The 20,869-nt window shown below is 52.2% G+C and carries 20 protein-coding genes, 2 tRNA genes and 1 riboswitch; all 22 genes read left to right on the top strand.

All coding sequences use genetic code 11. The features are described 5' to 3' along the window. Window positions 1–33 precede the first annotated feature (33 nt). The 22 genes from ACI77B_RS10655 to ACI77B_RS10550 all read left to right on the top strand — a co-directional run bounded on the left by ACI77B_RS10655 (window position 34) and on the right by ACI77B_RS10550 (window position 20,821). Window positions 34–105 (top strand) — tRNA-Glu (locus ACI77B_RS10655). 98 nt (window positions 106–203) lie between these two features. Next, window positions 204–283, top strand: a tRNA-Leu gene (locus ACI77B_RS10650). 268 nt (window positions 284–551) lie between these two features. Then, a complete protein-coding gene (locus tag ACI77B_RS10645) occupies window positions 552–752 on the top strand; it encodes a hypothetical protein (protein WP_409336790.1) in 201 nt (66 codons plus the stop codon). A gap of 157 nt (window positions 753–909) precedes the next feature. Further along, entirely contained in the window at window positions 910–1,068 is a 159-nt protein-coding gene (locus ACI77B_RS10640; RefSeq protein ID WP_409336789.1) for a hypothetical protein, read from the top strand. A gap of 247 nt (window positions 1,069–1,315) precedes the next feature. Next, the gene (locus tag ACI77B_RS10635; protein ID WP_409336788.1) at window positions 1,316–1,909 is read left to right on the top strand and encodes a sugar O-acetyltransferase; all 594 of its coding nucleotides are present in this window, start codon (window positions 1,316–1,318) and stop codon (window positions 1,907–1,909) included. A gap of 4 nt (window positions 1,910–1,913) precedes the next feature. Further along, complete coding sequence (locus tag ACI77B_RS10630; protein ID WP_409336787.1) at window positions 1,914–2,168, top strand: hypothetical protein; 255 nt, start codon at window positions 1,914–1,916, stop codon at window positions 2,166–2,168. A gap of 572 nt (window positions 2,169–2,740) precedes the next feature. Further along, window positions 2,741–3,517, top strand: coding sequence for a DUF1287 domain-containing protein (locus ACI77B_RS10625; RefSeq protein ID WP_409336786.1), 777 nt, complete (start codon window positions 2,741–2,743; stop codon window positions 3,515–3,517). A gap of 131 nt (window positions 3,518–3,648) precedes the next feature. Beyond that, complete coding sequence (locus tag ACI77B_RS10620; RefSeq protein WP_409336785.1) at window positions 3,649–4,764, top strand: FecCD family ABC transporter permease; 1,116 nt, start codon at window positions 3,649–3,651, stop codon at window positions 4,762–4,764. Continuing rightward, complete coding sequence (locus ACI77B_RS10615; protein WP_409336784.1) at window positions 4,757–5,926, top strand: ABC transporter ATP-binding protein; 1,170 nt, start codon at window positions 4,757–4,759, stop codon at window positions 5,924–5,926. Before ACI77B_RS10620 ends, ACI77B_RS10615 begins: the two co-directional genes overlap by 8 nt. A gap of 13 nt (window positions 5,927–5,939) precedes the next feature. Further along, window positions 5,940–7,103 (top strand): cobalt-precorrin-5B (C(1))-methyltransferase CbiD, encoded by a 1,164-nt coding sequence (gene cbiD, locus ACI77B_RS10610; RefSeq protein ID WP_409336783.1) that lies wholly within the window; start codon window positions 5,940–5,942, stop codon window positions 7,101–7,103. Window positions 7,104–7,112: 9 nt separating this feature from the next. Further along, window positions 7,113–7,886: a precorrin-4 C(11)-methyltransferase gene (gene cobM / locus ACI77B_RS10605; protein ID WP_409336782.1), complete on the top strand. Its 774-nt coding sequence runs from the start codon at window positions 7,113–7,115 to the stop codon at window positions 7,884–7,886. A gap of 15 nt (window positions 7,887–7,901) precedes the next feature. Further along, complete coding sequence (locus ACI77B_RS10600; protein WP_409336781.1) at window positions 7,902–9,077, top strand: cobalt-precorrin 5A hydrolase; 1,176 nt, start codon at window positions 7,902–7,904, stop codon at window positions 9,075–9,077. Window positions 9,078–9,154: 77 nt separating this feature from the next. Continuing rightward, the gene (cobJ, locus tag ACI77B_RS10595) at window positions 9,155–9,892 is read left to right on the top strand and encodes a precorrin-3B C(17)-methyltransferase (protein ID WP_409336780.1); all 738 of its coding nucleotides are present in this window, start codon (window positions 9,155–9,157) and stop codon (window positions 9,890–9,892) included. Between the two features lie 6 nt (window positions 9,893–9,898). Then, entirely contained in the window at window positions 9,899–10,723 is an 825-nt protein-coding gene (cobK, locus tag ACI77B_RS10590; protein WP_409336779.1) for a precorrin-6A reductase, read from the top strand. Continuing rightward, window positions 10,720–11,988, top strand: coding sequence for a precorrin-6y C5,15-methyltransferase (decarboxylating) subunit CbiE (gene cbiE, locus ACI77B_RS10585; RefSeq protein ID WP_409336778.1), 1,269 nt, complete (start codon window positions 10,720–10,722; stop codon window positions 11,986–11,988). Before cobK ends, cbiE begins: the two co-directional genes overlap by 4 nt. Window positions 11,989–11,991: 3 nt before the next feature. Beyond that, window positions 11,992–13,443 (top strand): cobyrinate a,c-diamide synthase, encoded by a 1,452-nt coding sequence (locus tag ACI77B_RS10580; protein ID WP_409336777.1) that lies wholly within the window; start codon window positions 11,992–11,994, stop codon window positions 13,441–13,443. Between the two features lie 102 nt (window positions 13,444–13,545). Next, window positions 13,546–14,544, top strand: coding sequence for an adenosylcobinamide-phosphate synthase CbiB (cbiB, locus tag ACI77B_RS10575; protein ID WP_409336776.1), 999 nt, complete (start codon window positions 13,546–13,548; stop codon window positions 14,542–14,544). Between the two features lie 146 nt (window positions 14,545–14,690). After that, window positions 14,691–15,815, top strand: a complete 1,125-nt coding sequence (locus ACI77B_RS10570) for an aminotransferase class I/II-fold pyridoxal phosphate-dependent enzyme (RefSeq protein ID WP_409336775.1) — start codon at window positions 14,691–14,693, stop codon at window positions 15,813–15,815. A gap of 87 nt (window positions 15,816–15,902) precedes the next feature. Further along, window positions 15,903–17,390: a cobyric acid synthase gene (locus tag ACI77B_RS10565; protein WP_409337734.1), complete on the top strand. Its 1,488-nt coding sequence runs from the start codon at window positions 15,903–15,905 to the stop codon at window positions 17,388–17,390. A 19-nt stretch (window positions 17,391–17,409) separates the two neighbouring features. Further along, the gene (locus ACI77B_RS10560; RefSeq protein ID WP_409336774.1) at window positions 17,410–18,123 is read left to right on the top strand and encodes a precorrin-8X methylmutase; all 714 of its coding nucleotides are present in this window, start codon (window positions 17,410–17,412) and stop codon (window positions 18,121–18,123) included. A 50-nt stretch (window positions 18,124–18,173) separates the two neighbouring features. Further along, a riboswitch (cobalamin riboswitch) is annotated at window positions 18,174–18,379 on the top strand. A 150-nt stretch (window positions 18,380–18,529) separates the two neighbouring features. Beyond that, window positions 18,530–19,897, top strand: a complete 1,368-nt coding sequence (locus tag ACI77B_RS10555) for a sirohydrochlorin cobaltochelatase (protein ID WP_409336773.1) — start codon at window positions 18,530–18,532, stop codon at window positions 19,895–19,897. Between the two features lie 129 nt (window positions 19,898–20,026). After that, complete coding sequence (locus ACI77B_RS10550) at window positions 20,027–20,821, top strand: fibronectin type III domain-containing protein (protein ID WP_409336772.1); 795 nt, start codon at window positions 20,027–20,029, stop codon at window positions 20,819–20,821. The last annotated feature ends 48 nt before the right edge of the window (window positions 20,822–20,869 follow it).

The raw sequence follows: 20,869 nt of genomic DNA, 5'->3' as shown, positions 1-20,869 counted from the left end.
TTCTTCCTATAAAATATGATATAATAAATTTATGGCTCCATGGTCAAGCGGTTAAGACACCGCCCTTTCACGGCGGTAACTCGAGTTCAATTCTCGATGGAGTCATTTTTTATTGCTTATACATCTTGTATGTATCTGCAGTCATTGTCCTGAACGGTCATCTCACTGGAAAAATAGGATGACCGTTCAGGAATTCGTGTTATGCGCAATTGGCGGAATTGGCAGACGCGCTAGATTTAGGTTCTAGTGATTACTCGTGGGGGTTCAAGTCCCTCATTGCGCATTCTGTAAGCCTTGGAATCACTCGGTTCCAGGGCTTTTTTGCTTGAGCGACATTTGAGCGACATTTTCAACGGAAGAACTGGTCAAGTGGATGATATTTAGGCGATCAGGATGCTTTTGTTATAGATGTAGGCGTGGCCGACGATGATTGGGAAACTAATTAATTTAAACGGAATGACATTGCGGCGGTGATAAGAAGAGCGAGGTAACAATCTAACGTTAACTACAGAATCAGTTATTTAGGAGATGACGCATAGGAGATGACGCAAATGAAAGTATCTGAAATTCTGCCTTTCCTTAATCACGATGTTGTCATATGCGATATTGACGATCAGTGCTTCAAAGGGTATATTACGAATTTTGTTGATGAGTTTGAAGCATCGTCAGGGAAAATGGAGATAGAAGCAGATCTGGGTGATGTTTTATTAGGTATTCCAATTGATGAAATAAAATCAATTAAATATGCGTAGAATCTCAAGGCGGGGTTAAGACGATGGAACCGGATCTGGAAACAATTCTGAAACAAATCATAAGAGGAGATCAAGCTAATGCTCGTGTCGAATAATCCAGCAAGGACAAGATCGTCGGCATAGTCAATAAGGTGAGATGATCAAGGAGGGGGGAAAAATGAATCAAAAGAATGATGATTTTCAATCGCTTATTTCTTACATTAAGAAGGCTGACGATGAATCTCTAGTCAATCTGCCGTACTACCTGATAAAACAATTAGCAACCGAGGATGTACGAGCACACTATGAAGAGCTTATTCAGGAATCTGATCTCTGAGTTAATTGAAGATCGTGCTTCACGGAGACGGCGGAGTCGGAAGCGTGAGCATGCGCGAAGGGAGCCGGGAGGCGTTCCAGGCGTAGGCTGCGTTCAGCTCGCAGAAAAAGCTTGGAGATCTGTCAACAAAAACTCCCACTACCTTTTGACACCATCAGGGTATTGCTAACAGCTGGCAAGTTCAGAGAACTATAGTATAATATCCTTGTACGTCAATTTTGATATGAATTAATTCAGGGGTAAGAAAATGAGTTATATAGATATTCTTAAGGGCGATCAGCCTTACGTGATTAATAACATGAAAATTCCGCAGTCGGTGCAGAAGCAGAGCCACGAACTCTGCTGGAAGATCAATCATCTGCCGCCGGAGAAGGACGATGAGAAGCGTGAAGCCATGCAGAAGCTTTTTGGCGAGGTGCATGATTATACCTTTATCATGCCGGAATTTCACTGTGATTATGGATTCAACATTTATTTTCACGGGAATGCGTTTGTAAACTATAACGCGGTATTTCTGGACACGTCGCCGATTCATATCGGTAATAACGCCTTCATCGCGCCGGGTGCGGTGCTGAGCTGCGCGGGTCATTCCATCGACAAAGAGCAGAGGGCAAGGGGAATCAGCACTTCTGCGCCGATTACTCTTGAGGATGATGTCTGGCTGGGTGCACGTGTCACGGTAATCGGCGGTGTCACAATCGGCCAGGGCTCGGTCATCGGTGCGGGAAGTGTGGTTACGAAGGATATTCCGGCTGGCGTTGTTGCGGCAGGAACTCCATGCCGTGTGATCAGAGAGATTACGGAAAACGACCGTCTGGAATTAACATACAGAGAGGAGTAAGAGAATGTTTCATTTACATTTTGGGAAGAAACCGGAGAAGAATCCGGCCTATGAACGGATGATGAGGCTTCGGACACTGCTCTTTAATGTGCCGGGAGCGACGAATGAGTTTGGCGCTGCGCTGTGCCAAGAGATTCGAAGCGATGATCAGCAGAAGGTGATCGACTATCTGGAGGCAAATCCGGACGTAAATGCGGACGACATTCTGGATTTTGTGACCCGGGAAGTTTTTCAGCATCAGGCGGAGCTTGAGAAATAGCGGAATGAGTCTGGCGATTCATTTATCTGAAATTGAAAAAACAACAAAAAAGCCGTGGCAGCTGATGAATCTGCGCGGCTTTTCTGCTGTTGTCATTTTCAGTCTATGCTTGTTACTGAAACAGAAAACTATGCATCACGTTTCTTTTTTGTGATGACGACGCACAGTGTTGCAAGTGCTGCGGAAATAGCGGCAATGGTGCTGATGATCAGTGCAATTTTCTTCTTATCCATATCTTATGGCAGGATCCGCCGTCGTGGAATCGTTGTTTTTTGTGGCGGTTTCTACTGCCCTCACCTCCTTGATAAGGTCAGATTAGCATACTGAGCCGCTTAAGTAAACCATCATTTTAGAGATTTTTCTGAGTGGTTATTGTTGTTTTTACTGTATGCGTAATAAGAGTGAAATATCTTGCGTTTATCTTTTGCCTGATGATATTTATGTTGTAAAAAGGGTCATCTAATCACACAGATAACATATATGATGGGTACAATATAGGGCAGTTGTGGAGGAAATGCACACGGAAAACAAGAGGAGCAGGATAACTGACGGGAAGGAAGTTTTTCATATACATGAGCAGTAATTCAAAGGTTAAGAAGGACAGGGAAGAGCGCGAGGCAAGGCTGAAACGGATCAGACAGGCCAGAAAGAAACGCCACAGAAGAATGTTTATCCGGACGCTGGTGATCGTCCTGGTTCTGGTCGGGGCTGCAGGGGGACTGGCGCACAAGGCGATGGAAAAGTCAGGATCGGGCACTGCTAAGGCGAAGACCAGTACAGCGTCTGCAAAGAAGAAATATAATGACCCGGCTGCGAATGAATATAAATCGAAGGTGGATAAGAACCACGATGGAATTGATGATCAGACGGAGATTCTGCAGGGTGCGCTGAAGTATGTAAAGACGAAGCCGCATTATCAGAGCGAATATTATCAGGGAGGCTGGCCGACGGACGGAAACGGCGTCTGCACGGATGTGGTCAATTATGCCCTGCTGAATGCGGGATATAACATGCATACGCTGGTGAACAGGGATATTGAGAAACATCCCGGATGGTACACTTCGGTTTCGGTTCCGGATTCTAATATCGACTTCCGCCGCGTGGAGAATCTTTATGCCTATCTGAAGCACCACGCCAAGTCGCTGACAACGAACATTCACGATACGGACCAGTGGCAGGGCGGCGACATCGTTGTGTTCAAGGAGCATATCGGTGTGGTTTCCGCAAAGCGTGACAAGAAGGGCATTGCCTATATTATCCACAACGGAAAACCGACTCAGAAGAGCTATATCCAGGATATTCTGCCGAAGAAAGAGAAGGAGATCATCGGGCATTTCCGGATTTCCTAGGCAGAATGCGTTATAGGAATCTTCTATAGGAAAAGATCGCCGGGCAGAGGGGGCGGTTTTATGTTACACTGTTATGATGAGTCAGATGGACAGTAACATGGTATTCAGACAGAAGGTTTCAGGGAGCAGATATGGTGAGCAGAGGCTCGGGTTCAGACAGAAAACAGACAAGTGAAGCAGGTATTCAGAAGCTGCAGGATCGTTCCAGGCAGGACTGGAGACAAACACAGAAGAAAAGGCGGTCGCGTTATACGGCGGTCTTTCTTTTGCTGTTTCTGGGCCTTGCCGTTGTCACGGTGATCTCTGTGAACACGGGAAATATGCAGATTTCTCTGGGAGAGCTGATTCGGGCAGTTTTTCTGAAACAGGGCAGAGTGGATGTTCTGAATATTCTCTGGACGATCCGGCTTCCGAGGATTCTGACCGGAATGCTGCTGGGGGGAGCGATTTCCCTCTCTGGATTCCTGCTGCAGACGTTTTTTGAGAATCCGATTGCAGGGCCTTTTGTACTGGGAATTTCTTCTGGGTCCAAGATGGCGGTTGCGATTGTGATGATTCTTCTTATGGATCGCGTATCGCGCCTGGGTTCCGGTGTGCTGGTGATTGCGGCCTTTGCCGGGGCGCTGGCGGCGACGGGTCTGGTGCTTTTATTTTCGCAGTGGATCAGAAATGCGGCAGCGCTGCTTCTGGCAGGCATTATGATCGGATATATCTGCAGCGCGGTGACGGATTTTCTGACGACCTTTGCGAAGGATTCGGATGTGGTGAATCTGCACGGCTGGTCCATGGGATCGTTTTCAGGAATGAGCTGGCAGGATGTCCGGGTGTCGGGAATGATTGTTCTGGCGGCATCGCTTCTGACTTTTCTGCTGTCCAAGCCGATCGGGGCATATCAGCTTGGAGAGGCGTATGCGGCCAGCATGGGCGTGAATATCCGCAGATTCAGAGCTGAGATTATTCTCCTTTCCAGCCTGCTGTCCGGATGCGTGACGGCCTTTGCCGGGCCGATTTCTTTTGTCGGCATCGCGGTGCCTTTCCTTGCGAAGCGTATGCTGGGAACGTCAAGGCCGATTCTGGTGATTCCGGCATCCTTCCTGACGGGGTCGCTGTTCTGCATGATCTGCGACCTGATTGCGAGGACCGCCTTTGCGCCGACGGAGCTGAATATCAGCACGGTGACGTCGATTTTCGGAGCACCGATTGTTCTTTACATCATGCTGCAGAGAAGGAGGATGCGTCATGCCTAGGACAGAGGGAAGGGGCCCTGAAAAAGAGACTGCCGCGCTGGAATTGCAGGAGGTCTGCGCGGGATATGGAAAGAGAGCCATCGTCGGACCGGTCAGCCTCAGAATTCCGAGAGGCAGGATTACCACACTGATCGGGCCGAACGGAGCCGGAAAATCTACGCTGTTAAAGAGCATCACCAGAGAGCTTCCCCTGCTGTCCGGAAAGATTCTTCTGTTTGGAAAGGACATGCAGGGCCTGTCACAGAGGGAGATCGCGTCGGAAATCGCCGCGGTTCTGACGGAGCGGATCCATCCGGAACTCCTGACCTGCCGGGATATCGTTGCCGTGGGCCGCTATCCGTATACGGGAGCCTTTGGCCTGCTGACAGATGAAGATGAGAAGAAAATCGACCAGGCACTGAAAGACGTTCATGCGGAGGAAATTGCGGACCGGGATTTTGAACAGATCAGCGACGGCCAGAAACAGAGGATTCTCCTTGCGCGTGCGCTTTGTCAGGAGCCGGACCTGCTGATTCTGGACGAGCCGACCTCATACCTGGACATCAAGTACAAGCTGGATCTTCTGACGGTGCTGCAGGAAATGACAAGAAGCCGGGGAATGACGGTGGTGATGTCGCTTCACGAGATCGATCTGGCGCAGAAAGTATCGGATCTGGTGGTGTGTGTCGGAAACCGGGGGCAGCTGAAGGCCGGGGCTCCGGAGGAGATTTTCCGGAAAGACACGATCCGCGAGCTGTACGGCATGGAACATGGCTTTTACGATGCACTGTTCGGCACCGTGGAGTTCAGGGAGCAGGGACAAAGGAAGAAGCGGCCAGAGGTCATCGTCCTGTCTGCCGGAGGAACGGGTGTGGCGGTTTACCGGAAACTGCAGAAGCAGAAGGTCAGCTTTTCGGCGGGGCTTCTGAGTGAAGCGGATGTGGATTACCATCTGGCCAGGGAATTGTCCACTGAAACGGTTGTCGTTCCGGCTTTTCAGGCGGCGGATGACGAGCAGATTCAGCGGACTGAGAAGGCGATTGATCAGGCTGCCTGTGTCATTGACGCCGGTGTGCCGGAGGGCATGCAGACTCCGAAGGAACTTGAGCAGCTGGAAGCCTATGCGGAGAAGGCAGGAAAACGCGTAACGCCGCAGGAGTTTTTCCGTGTGAGGGAGAAATAAGAAGGAGCTGGGCATGGATGAAGTGGTAAGAAATGGAAGTAAAATGCTGCGCCTGGGCTTCACGACGGGTACCTGTGCGGCGCTGGCTTCATCGGGAGCTCTTCAGCTTCTTCTGACGGGACGGGTTCCGGAAAGGCTGAACATTGTCACGCGGAAAGGGATTTCTGTATCTGTTTCGCCGGAGGAAGCCGGATTCCGGGATGAAGGGAAAACAACCGCCTACTGCCTGATAAAAAAGGACGCGGGCGATGATATCGACGCGACGGACGGCGCTCTGATCGGGGCGGAAGTGTCCCTGACGGAAAAGCCGGGAATTTCGATTGACGGGGGCGAAGGCGTCGGCAGGGTGACGAAGCCGGGCCTGGACCAGCCGGTTGGGGCGGCGGCGATCAATACCGTGCCGCGGCAGATGATCCGGGAGTCTCTGGAAGCCTGTGCGCGTCAGCTGGACTATCCCCTTGAAAAACGCGGCGCAGCCGCGGTGATTTTTGTCCCGGAAGGAAGGAAAATCGCAGAAAAGACCTTCAATCCGCATCTGGGCATCACCGGAGGAATTTCGATTCTGGGAACGACCGGGATCGTGGAGCCGATGAGCGAGCAGGCGCTGGTGGACACCATCGAAGTAGAGATGAAGCAGAAGAGAACTGGCGCAGGGGACGTGATTCTGGTGCCGGGTAATTACGGAGAGACCTTCCTTCAGCAGGGGCATCTGGGAAATGTTCTGGACCATGCGCCTCTGGTGCAGTGCTCCAATTTCATCGGCGACGCGGTGGATATCGCGGTAAACTGTGGCTTTCAGCGGGTTCTTCTGACCGGACACATCGGAAAGCTCGTGAAACTGGCCGGCGGAATGATGAACACCCATTCCCGCATGGGAGACTGCCGGATGGAGATCCTGACTGCGCATGCGGCCTGCGCGGGGGCAGACCAGAAGACCTGTCAGAAGCTGATGCAGTGCGCGGTTACCGATGAGGCGGTGAGGATCCTGGAAGAGGCCGGCGTATTTCCAGAGGTCATGGAAGCGCTGCTTCAGAAAATCCAGCATCATCTGGACCGGAGAGCGGAAAACAGGCTGAAAATCGGTGCGGCGGTCTACCAGGGCGAACGGCTGCTGGGGCTGACGGAGACAGCAGAGAAAATACTGAAGGAATGGAATGTGCAGATTCCGGAAAAATAGGAGGAGAATATGGTTCATTTTGTAGGCGCGGGGCCGGGAGCTGCCGACCTGATCACGGTGCGGGGACAGAAACTGCTGCAGGAAACGGACGTGGTGATTTACGCGGGAAGTCTGGTGAATCCTGCGCTTCTTCAGGTGACAAAAGAAAACTGCAGGATCTTTAACAGCGCCCATATGACGCTGGACGAGGTGGTCGCTGAGATGAAAAAAGCGGAGGAGCAGGGTCTGGATACCGTTCGTCTTCACACGGGCGACATGAGCCTGTACGGTGCGATCCGAGAGCAGATGGACGTGCTGGATGAGCTGGGAATTAAATACGACGATACGCCGGGCGTTTCCAGCTTCTGCGGCGCGGCATCGGCCCTGAATGCGGAGTATACGCTTCCGGACGTGTCGCAGACCGTGATCATCACCAGAAAAGCCGGGCGCACGCCGGTTCCGGAAAGAGAGAGCATTCCGCAGCTTGCCGCGCATGGATCTACCATGGTTCTGTTCCTGTCTTCCGGCATGATTCCGGCTCTGCAGGAGGACCTTCTGCAGGGGGCTTACACGGAAGATACTCCGGCGGCCATTGTGTATAAGGCTACGTGGCCGGAGGAAAAGACTATCCGCTGCAGGGTGGGAAATTTAGCAGAGGAAGCAGAAAAGAACGGTATCAGCAAGACCGCACTGGTTCTGGTAGGAGATTTTTTAGGTTCCCGCTATGAGAAGAGTAAGTTATATGACCCGTCCTTCAGCACGGAGTTCAGGCAGGCAAAAGAAAAGAAGTCAGGGAATAAATAGCAGAAGATGAGTGAGATGGACGGAAAAATTGAAAAGGCAGAAGCTGCCGGGAAAACGGACTTCGTCTATCGGATTCTGGCCTTTTCTGAAGACGGCTTCCGGCTGGCGGAAAGAATAGAAGAGGCGCTTGGAAAGCAGGGGTTTTCTGCCTTTTCGCAGCGGTCGGGAAGGCCGCTTAAGGCATCGGAATGGAGCCGGGAGTATTTTCATAAGGGAAACTGCCTTTTATATATCGGGGCCTGTGGGATTGCTGTCCGCAGCATTGCGCCGCTCTTAAAGAGCAAACTTGAAGATCCTCCGGTTCTGGTGCTGGATGAAAAGGGAAAATTCGTGATTCCGCTGCTTTCCGGCCATCTCGGGGGCGCAAACCGTGAGGCAGAGCGCCTTGCAGGGCTGCTGGGCGCGCAGGCTGTTCTCACTACGGGAACCGATGTCCATAAGAAGTTTGCCGTGGACAGCTGGGCGGATTCTCAGCGGCTTAAGATTCTGGAGCCGGAGAGGATTGTAAAGGTTTCCGGGAAGGTCTTGGATGAAAAGGCCGGGATCACCGTGCTTTCCCGATGGGAGATTCCTGGGACTATTCCGGATGGAATCGGAAGCTTTCAGGTTTTCCAGAAAGAAAGCGGGAAAAACGAGCGTGAAGACCATTCGGAGGACAACATCCGCGACGCAGTTGAAGGAAACTGCCGGGGAAACGCTGGAAGGAAGGCAGAACGCATGGATGCCCGGAAAAGGGCAGATGTAATCCTTGATGTCGGCAGCTTTCCTGAAGAAAGGGCGCTTCATCTGGTCCCAAAGGCCCTGGTACTTGGTATCGGATGCAGGAAGGGAAGCTCTGCGGCAGCAGTTGAAGCCTGCTGGCAGAAGTTTTCTTCTATGTACGGATTCTTTGATCTGGCGCTGGCAGCGGCCGCCAGCATCGATGTGAAGAAGAACGAAGCCGGCATTATCCAATTCTGTAAAGCAAAGCAGATTCCCTTCCGGACATATTCTGCAGAGGAACTGAATGAACGGAAAGGAAACTTTACAGGATCGGATTTTGTGAAAAAGACCGTGGGAACGGACAATGTCTGTGAGCGGAGCGCGGTGACGGCAGCCGGCGGAGACAGAGAGCGTCTGATCGCTGAAAAGTTCAGCTTTCAGGGGGTTACCATGGCAGCGGCGCTGGAAGAGCTTCGGCTGAACTGGTAAGAAAAACGCAGAAATGAAAACGCCAGAAAATCTGGAGAAAACTATAGAATCAGCAAGGGAAGAAGGGAGTACAATCCATGGCAGCAGTATATGCAGTGGGAATCGGCCCGGGAAAACCGGAATACATGACACAGGAAGCAGCGGATGTTATTGAAAAGTGTACGTATATCGGAGGATATACGGTGTATATCAATCTGGTGAAAGACCAGTATCCGGACAAAAAGTTTTTTTCAACTCCAATGAAGCAGGAAATCCAGAGATGCCGGATGGCTCTTCAGTATGCTCAGGAGGGAAAGGACACCGCCCTGGTCTGCAGCGGAGACGCGGGAATCTACGGAATGGCGGGCCTTCTCCTGCAGCTTCTTCCGGAATATCCGGGAGCAGACGTACAGGTAGTTTCCGGCGTGACGGCGGCGACTTCAGGAGCCGCGGTATTAGGCGCACCTCTGGGACACGACTTCTGCGTCATCTCCTTGTCGAACCTTCTGACGCCGGAAGAACTCATTGAAAAGCGGCTGCGGATGGCGGCAGAAGGTGATTTTGCCCTTTGTCTGTATAACCCGAGGTCGCATCACAGAAAGGACGCGCTGAAAAAGGCCTGCAGGGTCCTTCTGGAGACTCTGAGCGGAGATACAGTCTGCGGCTGGGTGAAGAACATCGGCCGTGACGGGATGGAAAAGAAGGTGCTGACTCTTCGGGAACTTCCGGATGAGGACATCGATATGTTTACCACCGTGTTTATCGGCTCTTCCCAGACGAAAAACATCGGAGGCCGCATGGTGACACCGAGAGGATATGAAAAGAAGGCAGAATAGGACGGAATGAGAGTATTAATTTTTGGCGGAACAACAGAGGGGAGAGCGCTGACGCAGGAGCTTGCGGAGCAGGGCTGCAGCGTCTTATACAGCGCGGCGACGGACTACGGCGCGGAAACGCTCGGGCAGATTCCCGGCGTGAAAGCGGTGTTCGGCATCCGGCCGGAAGAAGAGATCGAGGACATGCTGGACAGCGCAGATGTCTGCATCGACGCTACCCATCCCTTCGCAGAGCATATCAGCGGAAGCATCCGGACCGCCTGCAGCAATAAAAAAGTAAAAGAATTCCGCTTCGTCAGGGAAGAAGCGCCGATTCCAGAGACGGAGTTTCTGAAGAAGGTGTCGTCTGTCTCCGAAGTCTGCAGTTATCTTCAGCAGAAAGCGGGCAGCATCCTGCTGACGACCGGATCCAAGGATCTGAAGGCATATGCCGTTCTCGGACCGGAGCGGCTGTATCCGAGGGTTCTTCCGGCGGTGCGCTCGATTCAGCTCTGTGAAGAAGCGGGAATTCCGAGGAAAAACATCATCGCCATGCAGGGGCCCTTTTCCACAGCGATGAACTGCTGCATGTTAAGAGACTATGATATCTCCTATATAGTCACCAAGGAAAGCGGGCGCCAGGGCGGACTGTTTCAGAAGATCGAAGCGGCAGAAGAATGCGGCGTGCAGCTGTTGATGATTCAGCGGCCGGAAGAGGTGATTCCGCCTTCCAGTGAAGAGGAAATCCTTTCCTGGATCCAGGAAAGACAAAATAAAGAAACAAGAGGGAAGCATCCGGGAAAACCGGAAAAGAAAGAAAACGAACAGCACGGAAAGGAGCAGAATGGATGAAGGTATCCCTGATCGGACTTGGCGCCGGAATGAATACGGTAATTGCAGAAGCGCGTGAAGCGGTAGAAAATGCGGATATCCTCATCGGAGCACCGAGACTTCTGGAACTGGTCCGCAGCGCCTATCCGGAAAGCAGACAAGAATTCCGCCAGGAGATCTGGCCGGGAAGAATCGCGGATCTTCTGATGGAAAAGAAGGAAGAATGGGGAAATTGGAAGGTCGCCCTCCTGTTCAGCGGAGATACCGGATTTTACAGCGGAGCAGGCTCATTTTTAAGAGAATACCGGAAGCGGCTTCCGGAAAACATGGATCCGATGAGCCGGGAAGCAGAAGCCTTCAGCGGCTTTTCCCTTGAAGAATTTCCGGGAATTTCTTCGATTCAGATGCTTTCTTCCGCCATTGGAAAGCCCTGGCAGGACTGGACCCTGGTTTCGGCGCACGGCAGGGACTGTGATCCTGCCGCGGCGGTCAGAAAAGGAAAAGATGCGTTTTTCCTGACCGGAGGCAGCACAGGAGCGCAGAAACTCTGTCAGGAACTCTGCCATGCCGGGCTTGAAGAACAAAAGGTCTGGATCGGAGAAAACTTAGGCATGAGCAGGCAGAAGATTACCGCCTGCAGCTGCAGGGAGGCGGCAGAAATCGCCTTTTCCTCCCTTGCTGTTGCGCTGGTGGAAGGTGTTCAGGATCTGTATCCTGCATGTGGAATTCCGGATGAAGCCTTTATCCGGGGGAAAGTTCCCATGACCAAGAAGATGATCCGGATGGCCCTTTCATCGCTTCTTCAGATTTCTCCGGAAGAAACGGTCTGGGACATTGGCGCCGGAACGGGAAGTGTTTCTGTGGAGCTGGCACGTCAGGCAGCCGGCGGAATCGTTTACGCCGTGGAGTGTAAGGAAGAAGCCTGCAGTCTGATTCAGCAGAACCGCAGGAGATTTCATCTGGGAAATCTAGAGATCATTAAAGGAGAGGCACCGGAAGCCCTGCAGAATCTTCCAGAGCCGGACGTTGTGTTTATCGGCGGCTCCAATGGTCATATCGAAGAGGTTATCCGGGCGGCAGTGGAGAAGAATCCCCAGGTCCGGATCGCCTTTACCGGAATCGTGCTGGAGACGGTTCTTCAGGGAATGGATGCGCTGGAAAAGCTGGGAAAAGACCCGGATATCATGCAGATTTCTGTCAGCCGTTCGAAAACAGTCGGCAGCCGCGGCATTCACATGATGACGGCGGAAAACCCGATTTACATTGTCAGCGCAATAAAGGAGTAGCGGATGGAGAAAAAAATACAGGCCGTAGTCGCGGCGTCTTCTTCAAACTCGGGAAAGACGCTGATTACCTGCGGGCTTTTGGAAATTCTGAAGAGAAAGGGGCTGAATCCCTGCGCCTTCAAGACTGGGCCGGACTACATCGATCCGATGTTTCACCGCAGCATTCTGAATGTGAGCAGCCACAATCTGGATCTGGTCATGTCGGATGAGGATTACGTGAAAACGGCCTACAGAAGAGAGCTGGCAATGCACGGATCCGCGGTGATCGAGGGCGTGATGGGCATGTATGACGGGCTGTCCGGGAAGACGGATACCGGCAGCTGCTGGCATCTTGCTGATGTCGTGAACGTTCCGGTGCTGCTGGTTTTGTCCCCTGAAGGAAGCAGCCTGACCCTGGCGGCGGAAGTACAGGGCCTTCAGAATTTCCGGCAGGACAGCCATATCGCGGGGATTTTCCTGAACCGCTGCAAGCCCTCCTACGCGGCGCTGATGAAGACCATATTGGAGAAGGAAACGGGACTTCCGGTCATCGGCTGTCTTCCGGAGATTCCGGACGTGCGTGTAAAATCCAGGCATCTGGGGCTGTATCAGGCGGACGAGATCGAGGATCTGCAGAAGAACATCGGCATCGTCGCGGATGAAATGGAGAAGAATCTGGACTGGGATGCCTTCCAGAAGGCCTTCTCTGTACCGGTTCTGCAGGACAAAGCCTGCCCGGCCCAGGGAGACACAGAAAGCCTGGAAACTGCCGGCGGCCGTTCGTCTTTTCCGGCTTTTCCGCAGAGCCGGGCGCCGCGGCGTGCGGTCATTGCCATTGCCCGGGACGAGGCCTTTTCCTTCTGCTACCGGGAAACGGAAGAAGAAATGGACCGTCAGGGCGGCTGCATCGTGTACTTCAGCCCGATTCACGAGCCGCGCATTCCGGAAGAGGCAGATGCTCTGTATCTTCCGGGAGGCTATCCGGAGCTTTACGCGAAGGAGCTGGCGGAAAACCAGAGTATGAGAGACAGCATCAGAAAGGCGGTGGAATCCGGCATGCCGGTGATCGCTGAGTGCGGAGGATTCCTCTACCTTCTGGATTCGATCTGCGATGAAGAGGGTCAGGAATTCCCGATGGCCGGCGTATTTCCGGGCGGAAGCGGAAATTCCGGAAAGCTGGTCCGCTTCGGCTACGCAGAGATGACGGCAGAGGAAGACAGCCTTCTGATGAAAAAAGGCGAGTCCATGTTTGTTCATGAATTCCATTACTGGGCTGCCGAAAAGGATGGAGAAGCTTTTCATCTGAAAAAACCGATGAGCAGAAGAGAGTGGGACGAGGGATATGCGGGCCCGACGATGTATGCGGCATTTCCGCACCTTTATCTGGCCGCCTGTCCGGAGGCAGTCAGCCGCTATATTGCTGCCGCAGAACGCTGTCACAGGAAGAAGGAAGAGAAGAAAAAAGACAGCAGATAAGTCCGGGGCGGCAGAAGGAAAAGAGAACAGGATTTCCTGACGGCGGAAAACAGAGCCGCGCGGAGAAAACCGGAAAAAGTATAGTAAGTGAGGAGCGTGCAGATGAACCACTGGGTGATGTATTTTATAATAACGGAAGCGGCAGCATGCGCAGGAGCGCTGCTGGATCTGCTGCTGGCAGATCCATACCATTTTCCGCATCCGGTGGTGATCATCGGAAAGTGTATCTCACTGTTTGAGAAGTGTTTCCGGAAAATTTTTCCGAAGGGAAAGAAAGGAGAGCTGGCCGGAGGATTCTTTACTGCGATACTCACAATCCTTCTTACTTTTGCGGTTACCGCCTTTGTCTGCTGGGGAGCGCTCAGAATCCACCCGCTTCTGGGCTTTGCGGTGGAGACACTATGGTGCTGGCAGGCACTGGCGATGAGAGGCCTTCAGAAAGAAGCCGTCAATGTATACCATCATCTTCCGCCGGAGGGAAGTCTTGAAGATGCGCAGAAGGCGGTCGGAAGAATTGTCGGAAGAGACACCTTTGTCCTGGATGAGACCGGCGTGATCAAGGCAGACTGTGAAACGGTGGCGGAGAATTTCTCTGACGGCGTGATCGCCCCGCTGTTCTATATGGCCATCGGCGGCGCTCCGCTGGCACTGACCTATAAAGCGGTGAACACCCTAGACAGCATGATCGGATACAGAAATGATAAATATCTGTATTTCGGAAGAACCGGAGCCAGGATCGACGATGTGTTCAATTACATTCCATCCAGAATTTCGGCGCTCCTGTGGGCACTGGGCGCGGCAGTGACAGGAAATGACGGCAGGAACGCGCTGCGGATCTGGAGAAGGGACAGCCGGAAACACGCGAGTCCGAATTCCGCGCAGACAGAGTCGGCCTGCGCAGGTTCTCTTCATGTGCAGCTTGCGGGTCCTGCCCAGTATTTCGGGAAGATTTACGACAAGCCGGCAATCGGAGATTCTGACCGGCCGATCGAAAGAAACGATATTTTACGCTGCTGTCAGATGCTGGGCGCGTCTTCTGCGGCGGGGCTGTTCATATTCTTCAGCCTGCGGGCGCTGATTTTCTGGCTGATTCTGAGATAGTCACGGCCCGGGCAGATTAAGGCTGAACAGAAACAGGACAGTATGCGGGAAATCCGGAACAGGCTGTTGAAGAAAACCGCAGCAGAATCTCTGCGGAATCTGCTGAAAATATGCGGAAAATGAAGAAGTAATTTGGAGAGGGAACATTGAGTTTTATAACAAACAGTGAACATGGCGGAGATATTTACGGTTTTGAAAAGCAGTACGGCAGGAAGCCTCTGGATTTTTCCGTGAATGTCAATCCGGAAGGAACGCCGGAAGGGGTTCAGAAAGCCGCAGCAGCTACAGTGTCTGAAGCTTCCGAGTATCCGGACCCGGAGCAGAGAGATCTGGTAAATGCCCTGGCAGAGAAGAATCAGCTGGAAACATGGCAGATCCTTCCGGGAGCAGGCGCCTCGGACATCATTTACCGGATTGTCTTCAGCAGGAGGCCGTCCAGGGCGGTGGTCACGGCACCGACCTTCAGTGAATACGAGCGCGCACTGAAGGCGGCAGGATCACAGGTCAGCCATTTTCTCCTTCGGGAAGAAGACGAATTTCTTCTGAATAACCGGATCGACGAACTTCTGGAACTGGCGGAAAAAGACCCGGAATTTCCGGAAAGCGGGCGCGCGGAGATGATTTTTCTCTGTGAACCGAACAATCCGACAGGAAGGACAACGGATAAGGCTTCACTTCTCCGGCTTCTAGCGGCATGTCAGAAAAAAAAGATCACGCTTGTCGTTGATGAATCTTTCCTCTGGCTTCTCGATGATCCGGAGAAACACACGTTGCTTGCAGAAGGCGGGAAGTATGGCCAGCTCATCCTTCTGCGCTCATTTACCAAGATCTTTTCCATGCCGGGAATCCGCCTTGGCTACGGAATCTTTTTCCGGAAGGACTGGAGAGAGCGGGCAGAATTATGCGGCCCTTCCTGGGCAGTTTCCACAGGAGCGCAGGCAGCTGGCCTTGCCGCACTGAGGGAATCGGAATACATAGAAAGATACCGGCAGCAGAATACAGAAGAACGGGCGTATCTGAAAGAACAGCTGGAATCCCTTGAAGGAATACCTTTTGTCAGCAGCGGACAGGCCAACTACCTTCTGATCCGTGCGGATATCAGGCTTTCTGAACCGCTGGCGGAAAAAGGCATTCTGGTCCGCGACTGCAGCAACTATCATGGCCTGGATGAACACTGGATCCGCGTCTGCGTCAGAAGCCGTCAGGATAATCAGATGCTGATTCAGGCGGTCAGAGAATGCCTTCAGGAAGGCGGAATCCGTCAGCGCTGACCGGGGATCTTCCGGGAAAAGAGAGAAGCTTGTTACTATTCTCAGAAAGGAGTAAACGTGACAGACCATAGGATTACAGGAAATATTATGGTGCAGGGAACCATGTCAGGGGCCGGAAAGAGCCTCTTGTGCGGTGCCCTCTGCCGCATCTTCCGCCAGGACGGATACCGGGCCGTTCCTTTTAAAAGTCAGAATATGGCGCTGAACAGCTACATTACTTCTGACGGGCTGGAAATGGGCCGGGCCCAGGTCATGCAGGCCGAGGCCGCAGGGGTCGAGCCGGACGTGCGGATGAACCCGATTCTGCTGAAACCGTCGAGCGACGTCGGAAGTCAGGTGATCGTAAACGGAAGAGTGCTGGGTGATATGGAAGCCCGCGAGTATTTCAAGTATAAGGAGAGGCTGATTCCGGATATTATGGAGGCCTACCGGTCACTGGCAGAGGAGAACGATATCGTTGTGATCGAGGGCGCGGGAAGTCCGGCCGAGATCAATCTCAAGCAGCATGATATTGTGAATATGGGTCTTGCGGAGATGGTGGACGCGCCGGTTCTGCTGGCCGGGGACATCGACCGGGGCGGGGTGTTCGCCCAGCTTTACGGAACTGCGGCCCTGCTGGAGGAAAACGAACGCCGCCGCATTAAGGGCATGCTGATCAATAAATTCCGGGGCGATAAGGAAATTCTGATGCCGGGAGTCCGGATGATTGAGGAAAAGACCGGAATCCCTGTGCTCGGTATTATTCCTTACCTTCACGTCGATATCGATGAAGAGGATTCCCTGGCGCCGCGGCTTTCTCATTCTGAGATAAATGAAGATTCGCATGCGCTTCTGGATATTGCCGTTGTCCGCCTTCCGCGGATTTCCAACTTCACGGATTTTGCGCCGCTTGAGGCCGATCCGCTGATGTCCGTCCGCTATATTTCACGTCCTGAAGAGTTCGGCGATCCGGATCTTCTGATTCTTCCGGGGACAAAAAGCACCCTGGATGACCTGGTCTGGACAAGGGAGTCTGGCCTGGAAATGATGATCCGCAAGTTCGCGGCCGCAGGCGGAGCCGTCCTGGGCATCTGCGGAGGATACCAGATGCTGGGGGAACAACTGGACAACCCGGAACATACAGAAGGAAAGCGGGATTCCATGAAGGGCTTATCCCTGCTTCCTGTGCAGACCGTGTTTACCGGGGAAAAGACGAGAACCCGCGTGCACGGAGAAATCGTCTCAGGACCGCTTGCAGGAGCCTCGGTGGATGCCTATGAAATTCATATGGGGAAGACTGAAGTTTCCGGTGATTCCTTCAGCCGGCTGGAAAATGAGACTGCCGGAGGAGAGAAAAAAGAAGACGGATGCAGCTGCGGAAATGTATTTGGAACTTATCTGCATGGTCTGTTTGATTCCGGTGAAGCCACAGAAAAGCTCGGCCGCTGGCTGTGCAGCCGTAAGGGAATTTCCTATACCGGCGGAAAACGCCTGAGCTGGAAAGAGTATGAAAACCAGCAGTATGATAAACTCGCAGAAAAGGTCCGGGAATCCCTGGATATGGATGCGGTTTACGCGATGTCGCTGAAAAAATAAAGGAAAGAAGGAGAAATTTATGGGACTTCAGCATGTGAAACCGGGAGATATTGAAAAGACCAGCATGAGGACAATCCGGAAGGAGCTGGAAGAAAAAGGATTCACACTTCCGGAAAATGAGGCAGAACGTGCCGTCCTGCTGCGGGCGATTCACACCAGTGCGGATTTTGATTACGCGGAAAACTTAAGGTTCGTGGAAAATGGACCTGAGGCGGGCGTCCGTTATTTCCTCCGGGGTCTTCAGGCAGGAGAAGAGGCAGCGGCGCCGGCAGAGGAAGAAAAGATTGTCATTACGGACACCAACATGGCACTTTCCGGAATCAGTAAAAGAGCGCTGGAAAAACTTTCCGGCCGTGCCGTCTGCTATATGGCAGATCCTGAAATTGCAAAGAGGGCAAAAGAAGAAGGCAGCACCAGGGCGAGAGCCTCCATGGAATATGCCGGAAAAGTTCATCCGCATGGGGTGTTTGCATCCGGAAACGCGCCGACTGCTCTGATTTCACTCACGGAGCAGATTGAAGAGGGACTCCGGCCTTCCCTTGTTGTCGGCGTTCCGGTGGGCTTTGTCAATGTGGTGGAAAGCAAGGAGATGCTGCTGGAAGCCTGTGAAAAACATCATGTTCCGGCGATCATTGCCATGGGCAGAAAGGGCGGAAGCAATGTTGCCGCCGCAATCATCAATGCGCTGCTGTACACGGCGGCGGGCTGGCTGACCCCGGAAAACAGGAAGTAAGTCATATATTTTCTGTGACAGGAAATTGAAAGACCTGTGAACGCATGTTATAATATATTTTACGTTCAGGTGATTGCTGTCTATAGATGAGCAGGCAGCGGTTGAAAAGGGAAACAGGTGGAAGTCCTGTACGAACTTCGTCACTGTAAACAGATTGCGGAAGCTGTAATGCCACTGCGCAGGCTCTCACTGCGCGGGAAGGCGGCGGATGCGGAAATCTGCAAGTCAGGAGACCTGCCTGGATAAGATCGCAGTGGAAAGAAACGGCTTTCCGCGCCACGAGTAACTGGCATATGCGATAGAATATGTTTCTATCTGTATGCCTTCTGCCGCGTTTTCAGCGCAGAAGGTTTTTTAGTGAGAGCGGTTTCTGCGGCGGCGGAAACCGGGAAAGAGAGAAAAATTCATGAAGAAGAAATCCTTGAAGAAATTTATGACAGTGGCTCTGTCTGCAGCCGTAGCATCCAGCATGCTGCTTGCCGTTCCGGCATTTGCAGACTCGACGCAGAGCACCTCCGCATCAAATGGAACCACAACGGCAGCTGCAAGCACAACGCCGATGCAGCAGACCGAAAAAGTCACGGTTACTAAGGATAATGTCAAGGAAATCACCGGAAAAATCACACAGATGACTCTGGAGCAGGGAAAAGCCTTTGTTGATGAGAACGACAGCCCGCTTCTGGCTGCCGGACTGATCGGTGAGATTTACATTCACCCGAAGTCAACACCGGCAGAACAGGAGGCCCAGACAGAGATGGTAGCAAAGGTCGCAAAGGTTGCGAAGTATGCGTATAACAAGCTCTCTGCCGCAGATAAGAAGGCCGTTCCGGAGATCCCGGACGGATATGAGTATCCGGGTGCAGGCGGGGCAGACTATTTCTCCACAGCAGCACCGATCGGAAGCGCGGCAAAAGACAAGGCATGGACAAAGAAAGTCTGCGCAGCACCGACAAAGAAGTCCGAAATTCTGGTCGTAAGCTTTGGTACAAGCTATAACACAAGCCGTTACCAGACCATCGGCGGAATCGAGAAAGCAATCAATAATAAGTATGGCAAGAAATATTCTGTAAGAAGAGCATTTACTTCCCAGGTCATCATCAACCACATCTTGGCAAGAGATGAGTACCGAATTGACACGGTAAGAGAAGCCATGGAAAAAGCCAGCAAGGCCGGTGTCAAGACCCTGATCGTTCAGCCGACCACCCTGATGAGTGGTGAAGAGTATGACCTGCTGAAGGAGAATGTCAAGGCGAACAAGGGCAGCATCAAGACGATCAAGATCGCAAGCCCGCTTCTGAAGTCCGATAAGGACAGAAAGACCGTGGCAAAGGCTCTGGCTGCTTCCGCAGCAAAGAAGGCCGGCGTTAAGACAGAAACTCTGAAGAAATCCGGCTCCAAGACCGCATTCGTATTCATCGGACATGGAACCTCCCATGCAAACCGCATTACTTATACAAGAATGCAGAACGATTACACAAAGCTGGGCTATAAGAATGTATTCGTTGGAACCGTTGAAGGAAAGCCAGCAGCAACATCCTGCACATCCCTGATCAAGAAGCTGAAGAAGAAGGGCTATAAGAAGGTTGTCATCCGCGGAATGATGGTTGTTGCAGGCGACCACGCCAATAACGACATCGCCGGAAACGATGCAGATTCCTGGAAGACACAGCTGAAGAAGGCCGGCTTCAAGGTCAGCGCACAGATCGAGGGACTTGGTTCTCTGAAGACCGTTCAGAACATTTACGTTCAGCACACTGCTGCTATGATGAAATAACTGACCGCTTTCAGTACCGCTTCAGGCGGCAGACTGATTGGACAAAATATAATGGGCAAGGCAGAGATCCGCTGCAATGATGCGGCGGATCTCTGTATATGTGAAAATATGAAAAGAAGAGGTATTACAATGAAAAAATGGATGAAAATCGGCGCCTTTGCATGCGCCGGCGTAATGGCAATGAGCATGTCCGCATTTGCAGATACAACAGCGGATTCATCCAATACGGCAGACGCTGCGAAGATTCCGGATGGTGTTTACGCCCTTCCGGTTACTTCGGACTATTTTATGCTCAGCATCAGCGAGCTGGATAACAGCCAGGCATTTCTGACGGTAAAGAACGGTGTAGAGACTCTGACCTTCCGTCTGAGCGGACAGGGCTATGATTACCTGTATTTTGGTAATTCAACAGCTGCAGAAGATCCTGCACATCAGATCAAGACACAGGTAAAGCGCGGAGACTCTCATTACTTCACGCTGCCGCTTACGGAGGACGGATATGCAGTGAAAGTTGGAAGCAACACATTATCCCTTGCCGGACACAGCGCAAGCAAGAAACGCTGGTACGGAGCACATACCTGGACCATGACTTATACCGGAAACGAACAAAACCTGGAAACCGCCAAAGTTACTGCCCCGGCAAAAACAGCAATTACGAAGGTTAAAGCAAAGAAAAAAGCTGCAGCGGTCAGCTGGAAACAGATCACAAAGAATGGAAGCGGCTACCAGCTTCAGTATTCCACCAATAAGTCGATGAAAAAGGCTTCTAAAACGAATCTCTATTACAACGATGAGACTTCCAAGACCGTCAAGAAGCTGAAGAGCGGCAAGACCTATTACTTCCGTGTCCGCACAGAGCATTTCAACGGCTATAAGTCCGCATACTCCGGATGGAGCAAAGTAAAGAGCGTCAAGGTAAAGTAATTCATGGATAAACAGGAAATCCTTAATGGGTCTTCTGATTATGTATGA

This window comes from Eubacterium sp. F2, from assembly GCF_046244355.1.
Taxonomy (GTDB): domain Bacteria; phylum Bacillota; class Clostridia; order Peptostreptococcales; family Anaerovoracaceae; genus Aminicella.
The sequence above is the reverse complement of the archived record's forward strand: the minus strand, read 5'-3'. Positions and strand labels throughout refer to the sequence as shown.

Bases quoted from the DNA above. Each gene is read 5' to 3' on its own strand.
- ACI77B_RS10630 (WP_409336787.1), top strand. From the start codon at position 1,914: ATGTTTCATTTACATTTTGGGAAGAAACCGGAGAAGAATCCGGCCTAT.
- ACI77B_RS10635 (WP_409336788.1), top strand. From the start codon at position 1,316: ATGAGTTATATAGATATTCTTAAGGGCGATCAGCCTTACGTGATTAAT.
- ACI77B_RS10600 (WP_409336781.1), top strand. From the start codon at position 7,902: ATGGACGGAAAAATTGAAAAGGCAGAAGCTGCCGGGAAAACGGACTTC.
- ACI77B_RS10560 (WP_409336774.1), top strand. From the start codon at position 17,410: ATGGGACTTCAGCATGTGAAACCGGGAGATATTGAAAAGACCAGCATG.
- ACI77B_RS10615 (WP_409336784.1), top strand. From the start codon at position 4,757: ATGCCTAGGACAGAGGGAAGGGGCCCTGAAAAAGAGACTGCCGCGCTG.
- ACI77B_RS10620 (WP_409336785.1), top strand. From the start codon at position 3,649: ATGGTGAGCAGAGGCTCGGGTTCAGACAGAAAACAGACAAGTGAAGCA.
- cbiD (WP_409336783.1), top strand. From the start codon at position 5,940: ATGGATGAAGTGGTAAGAAATGGAAGTAAAATGCTGCGCCTGGGCTTC.
- cbiB (WP_409336776.1), top strand. From the start codon at position 13,546: ATGAACCACTGGGTGATGTATTTTATAATAACGGAAGCGGCAGCATGC.
- ACI77B_RS10580 (WP_409336777.1), top strand. From the start codon at position 11,992: ATGGAGAAAAAAATACAGGCCGTAGTCGCGGCGTCTTCTTCAAACTCG.
- cbiE (WP_409336778.1), top strand. From the start codon at position 10,720: ATGAAGGTATCCCTGATCGGACTTGGCGCCGGAATGAATACGGTAATT.
- cobK (WP_409336779.1), top strand. From the start codon at position 9,899: ATGAGAGTATTAATTTTTGGCGGAACAACAGAGGGGAGAGCGCTGACG.
- ACI77B_RS10645 (WP_409336790.1), top strand. From the start codon at position 552: ATGAAAGTATCTGAAATTCTGCCTTTCCTTAATCACGATGTTGTCATA.
- ACI77B_RS10550 (WP_409336772.1), top strand. From the start codon at position 20,027: ATGAAAAAATGGATGAAAATCGGCGCCTTTGCATGCGCCGGCGTAATG.
- cobJ (WP_409336780.1), top strand. From the start codon at position 9,155: ATGGCAGCAGTATATGCAGTGGGAATCGGCCCGGGAAAACCGGAATAC.
- ACI77B_RS10555 (WP_409336773.1), top strand. From the start codon at position 18,530: ATGAAGAAGAAATCCTTGAAGAAATTTATGACAGTGGCTCTGTCTGCA.
- ACI77B_RS10640 (WP_409336789.1), top strand. From the start codon at position 910: ATGAATCAAAAGAATGATGATTTTCAATCGCTTATTTCTTACATTAAG.
- cobM (WP_409336782.1), top strand. From the start codon at position 7,113: ATGGTTCATTTTGTAGGCGCGGGGCCGGGAGCTGCCGACCTGATCACG.
- ACI77B_RS10565 (WP_409337734.1), top strand. From the start codon at position 15,903: ATGGTGCAGGGAACCATGTCAGGGGCCGGAAAGAGCCTCTTGTGCGGT.
- ACI77B_RS10625 (WP_409336786.1), top strand. From the start codon at position 2,741: ATGAGCAGTAATTCAAAGGTTAAGAAGGACAGGGAAGAGCGCGAGGCA.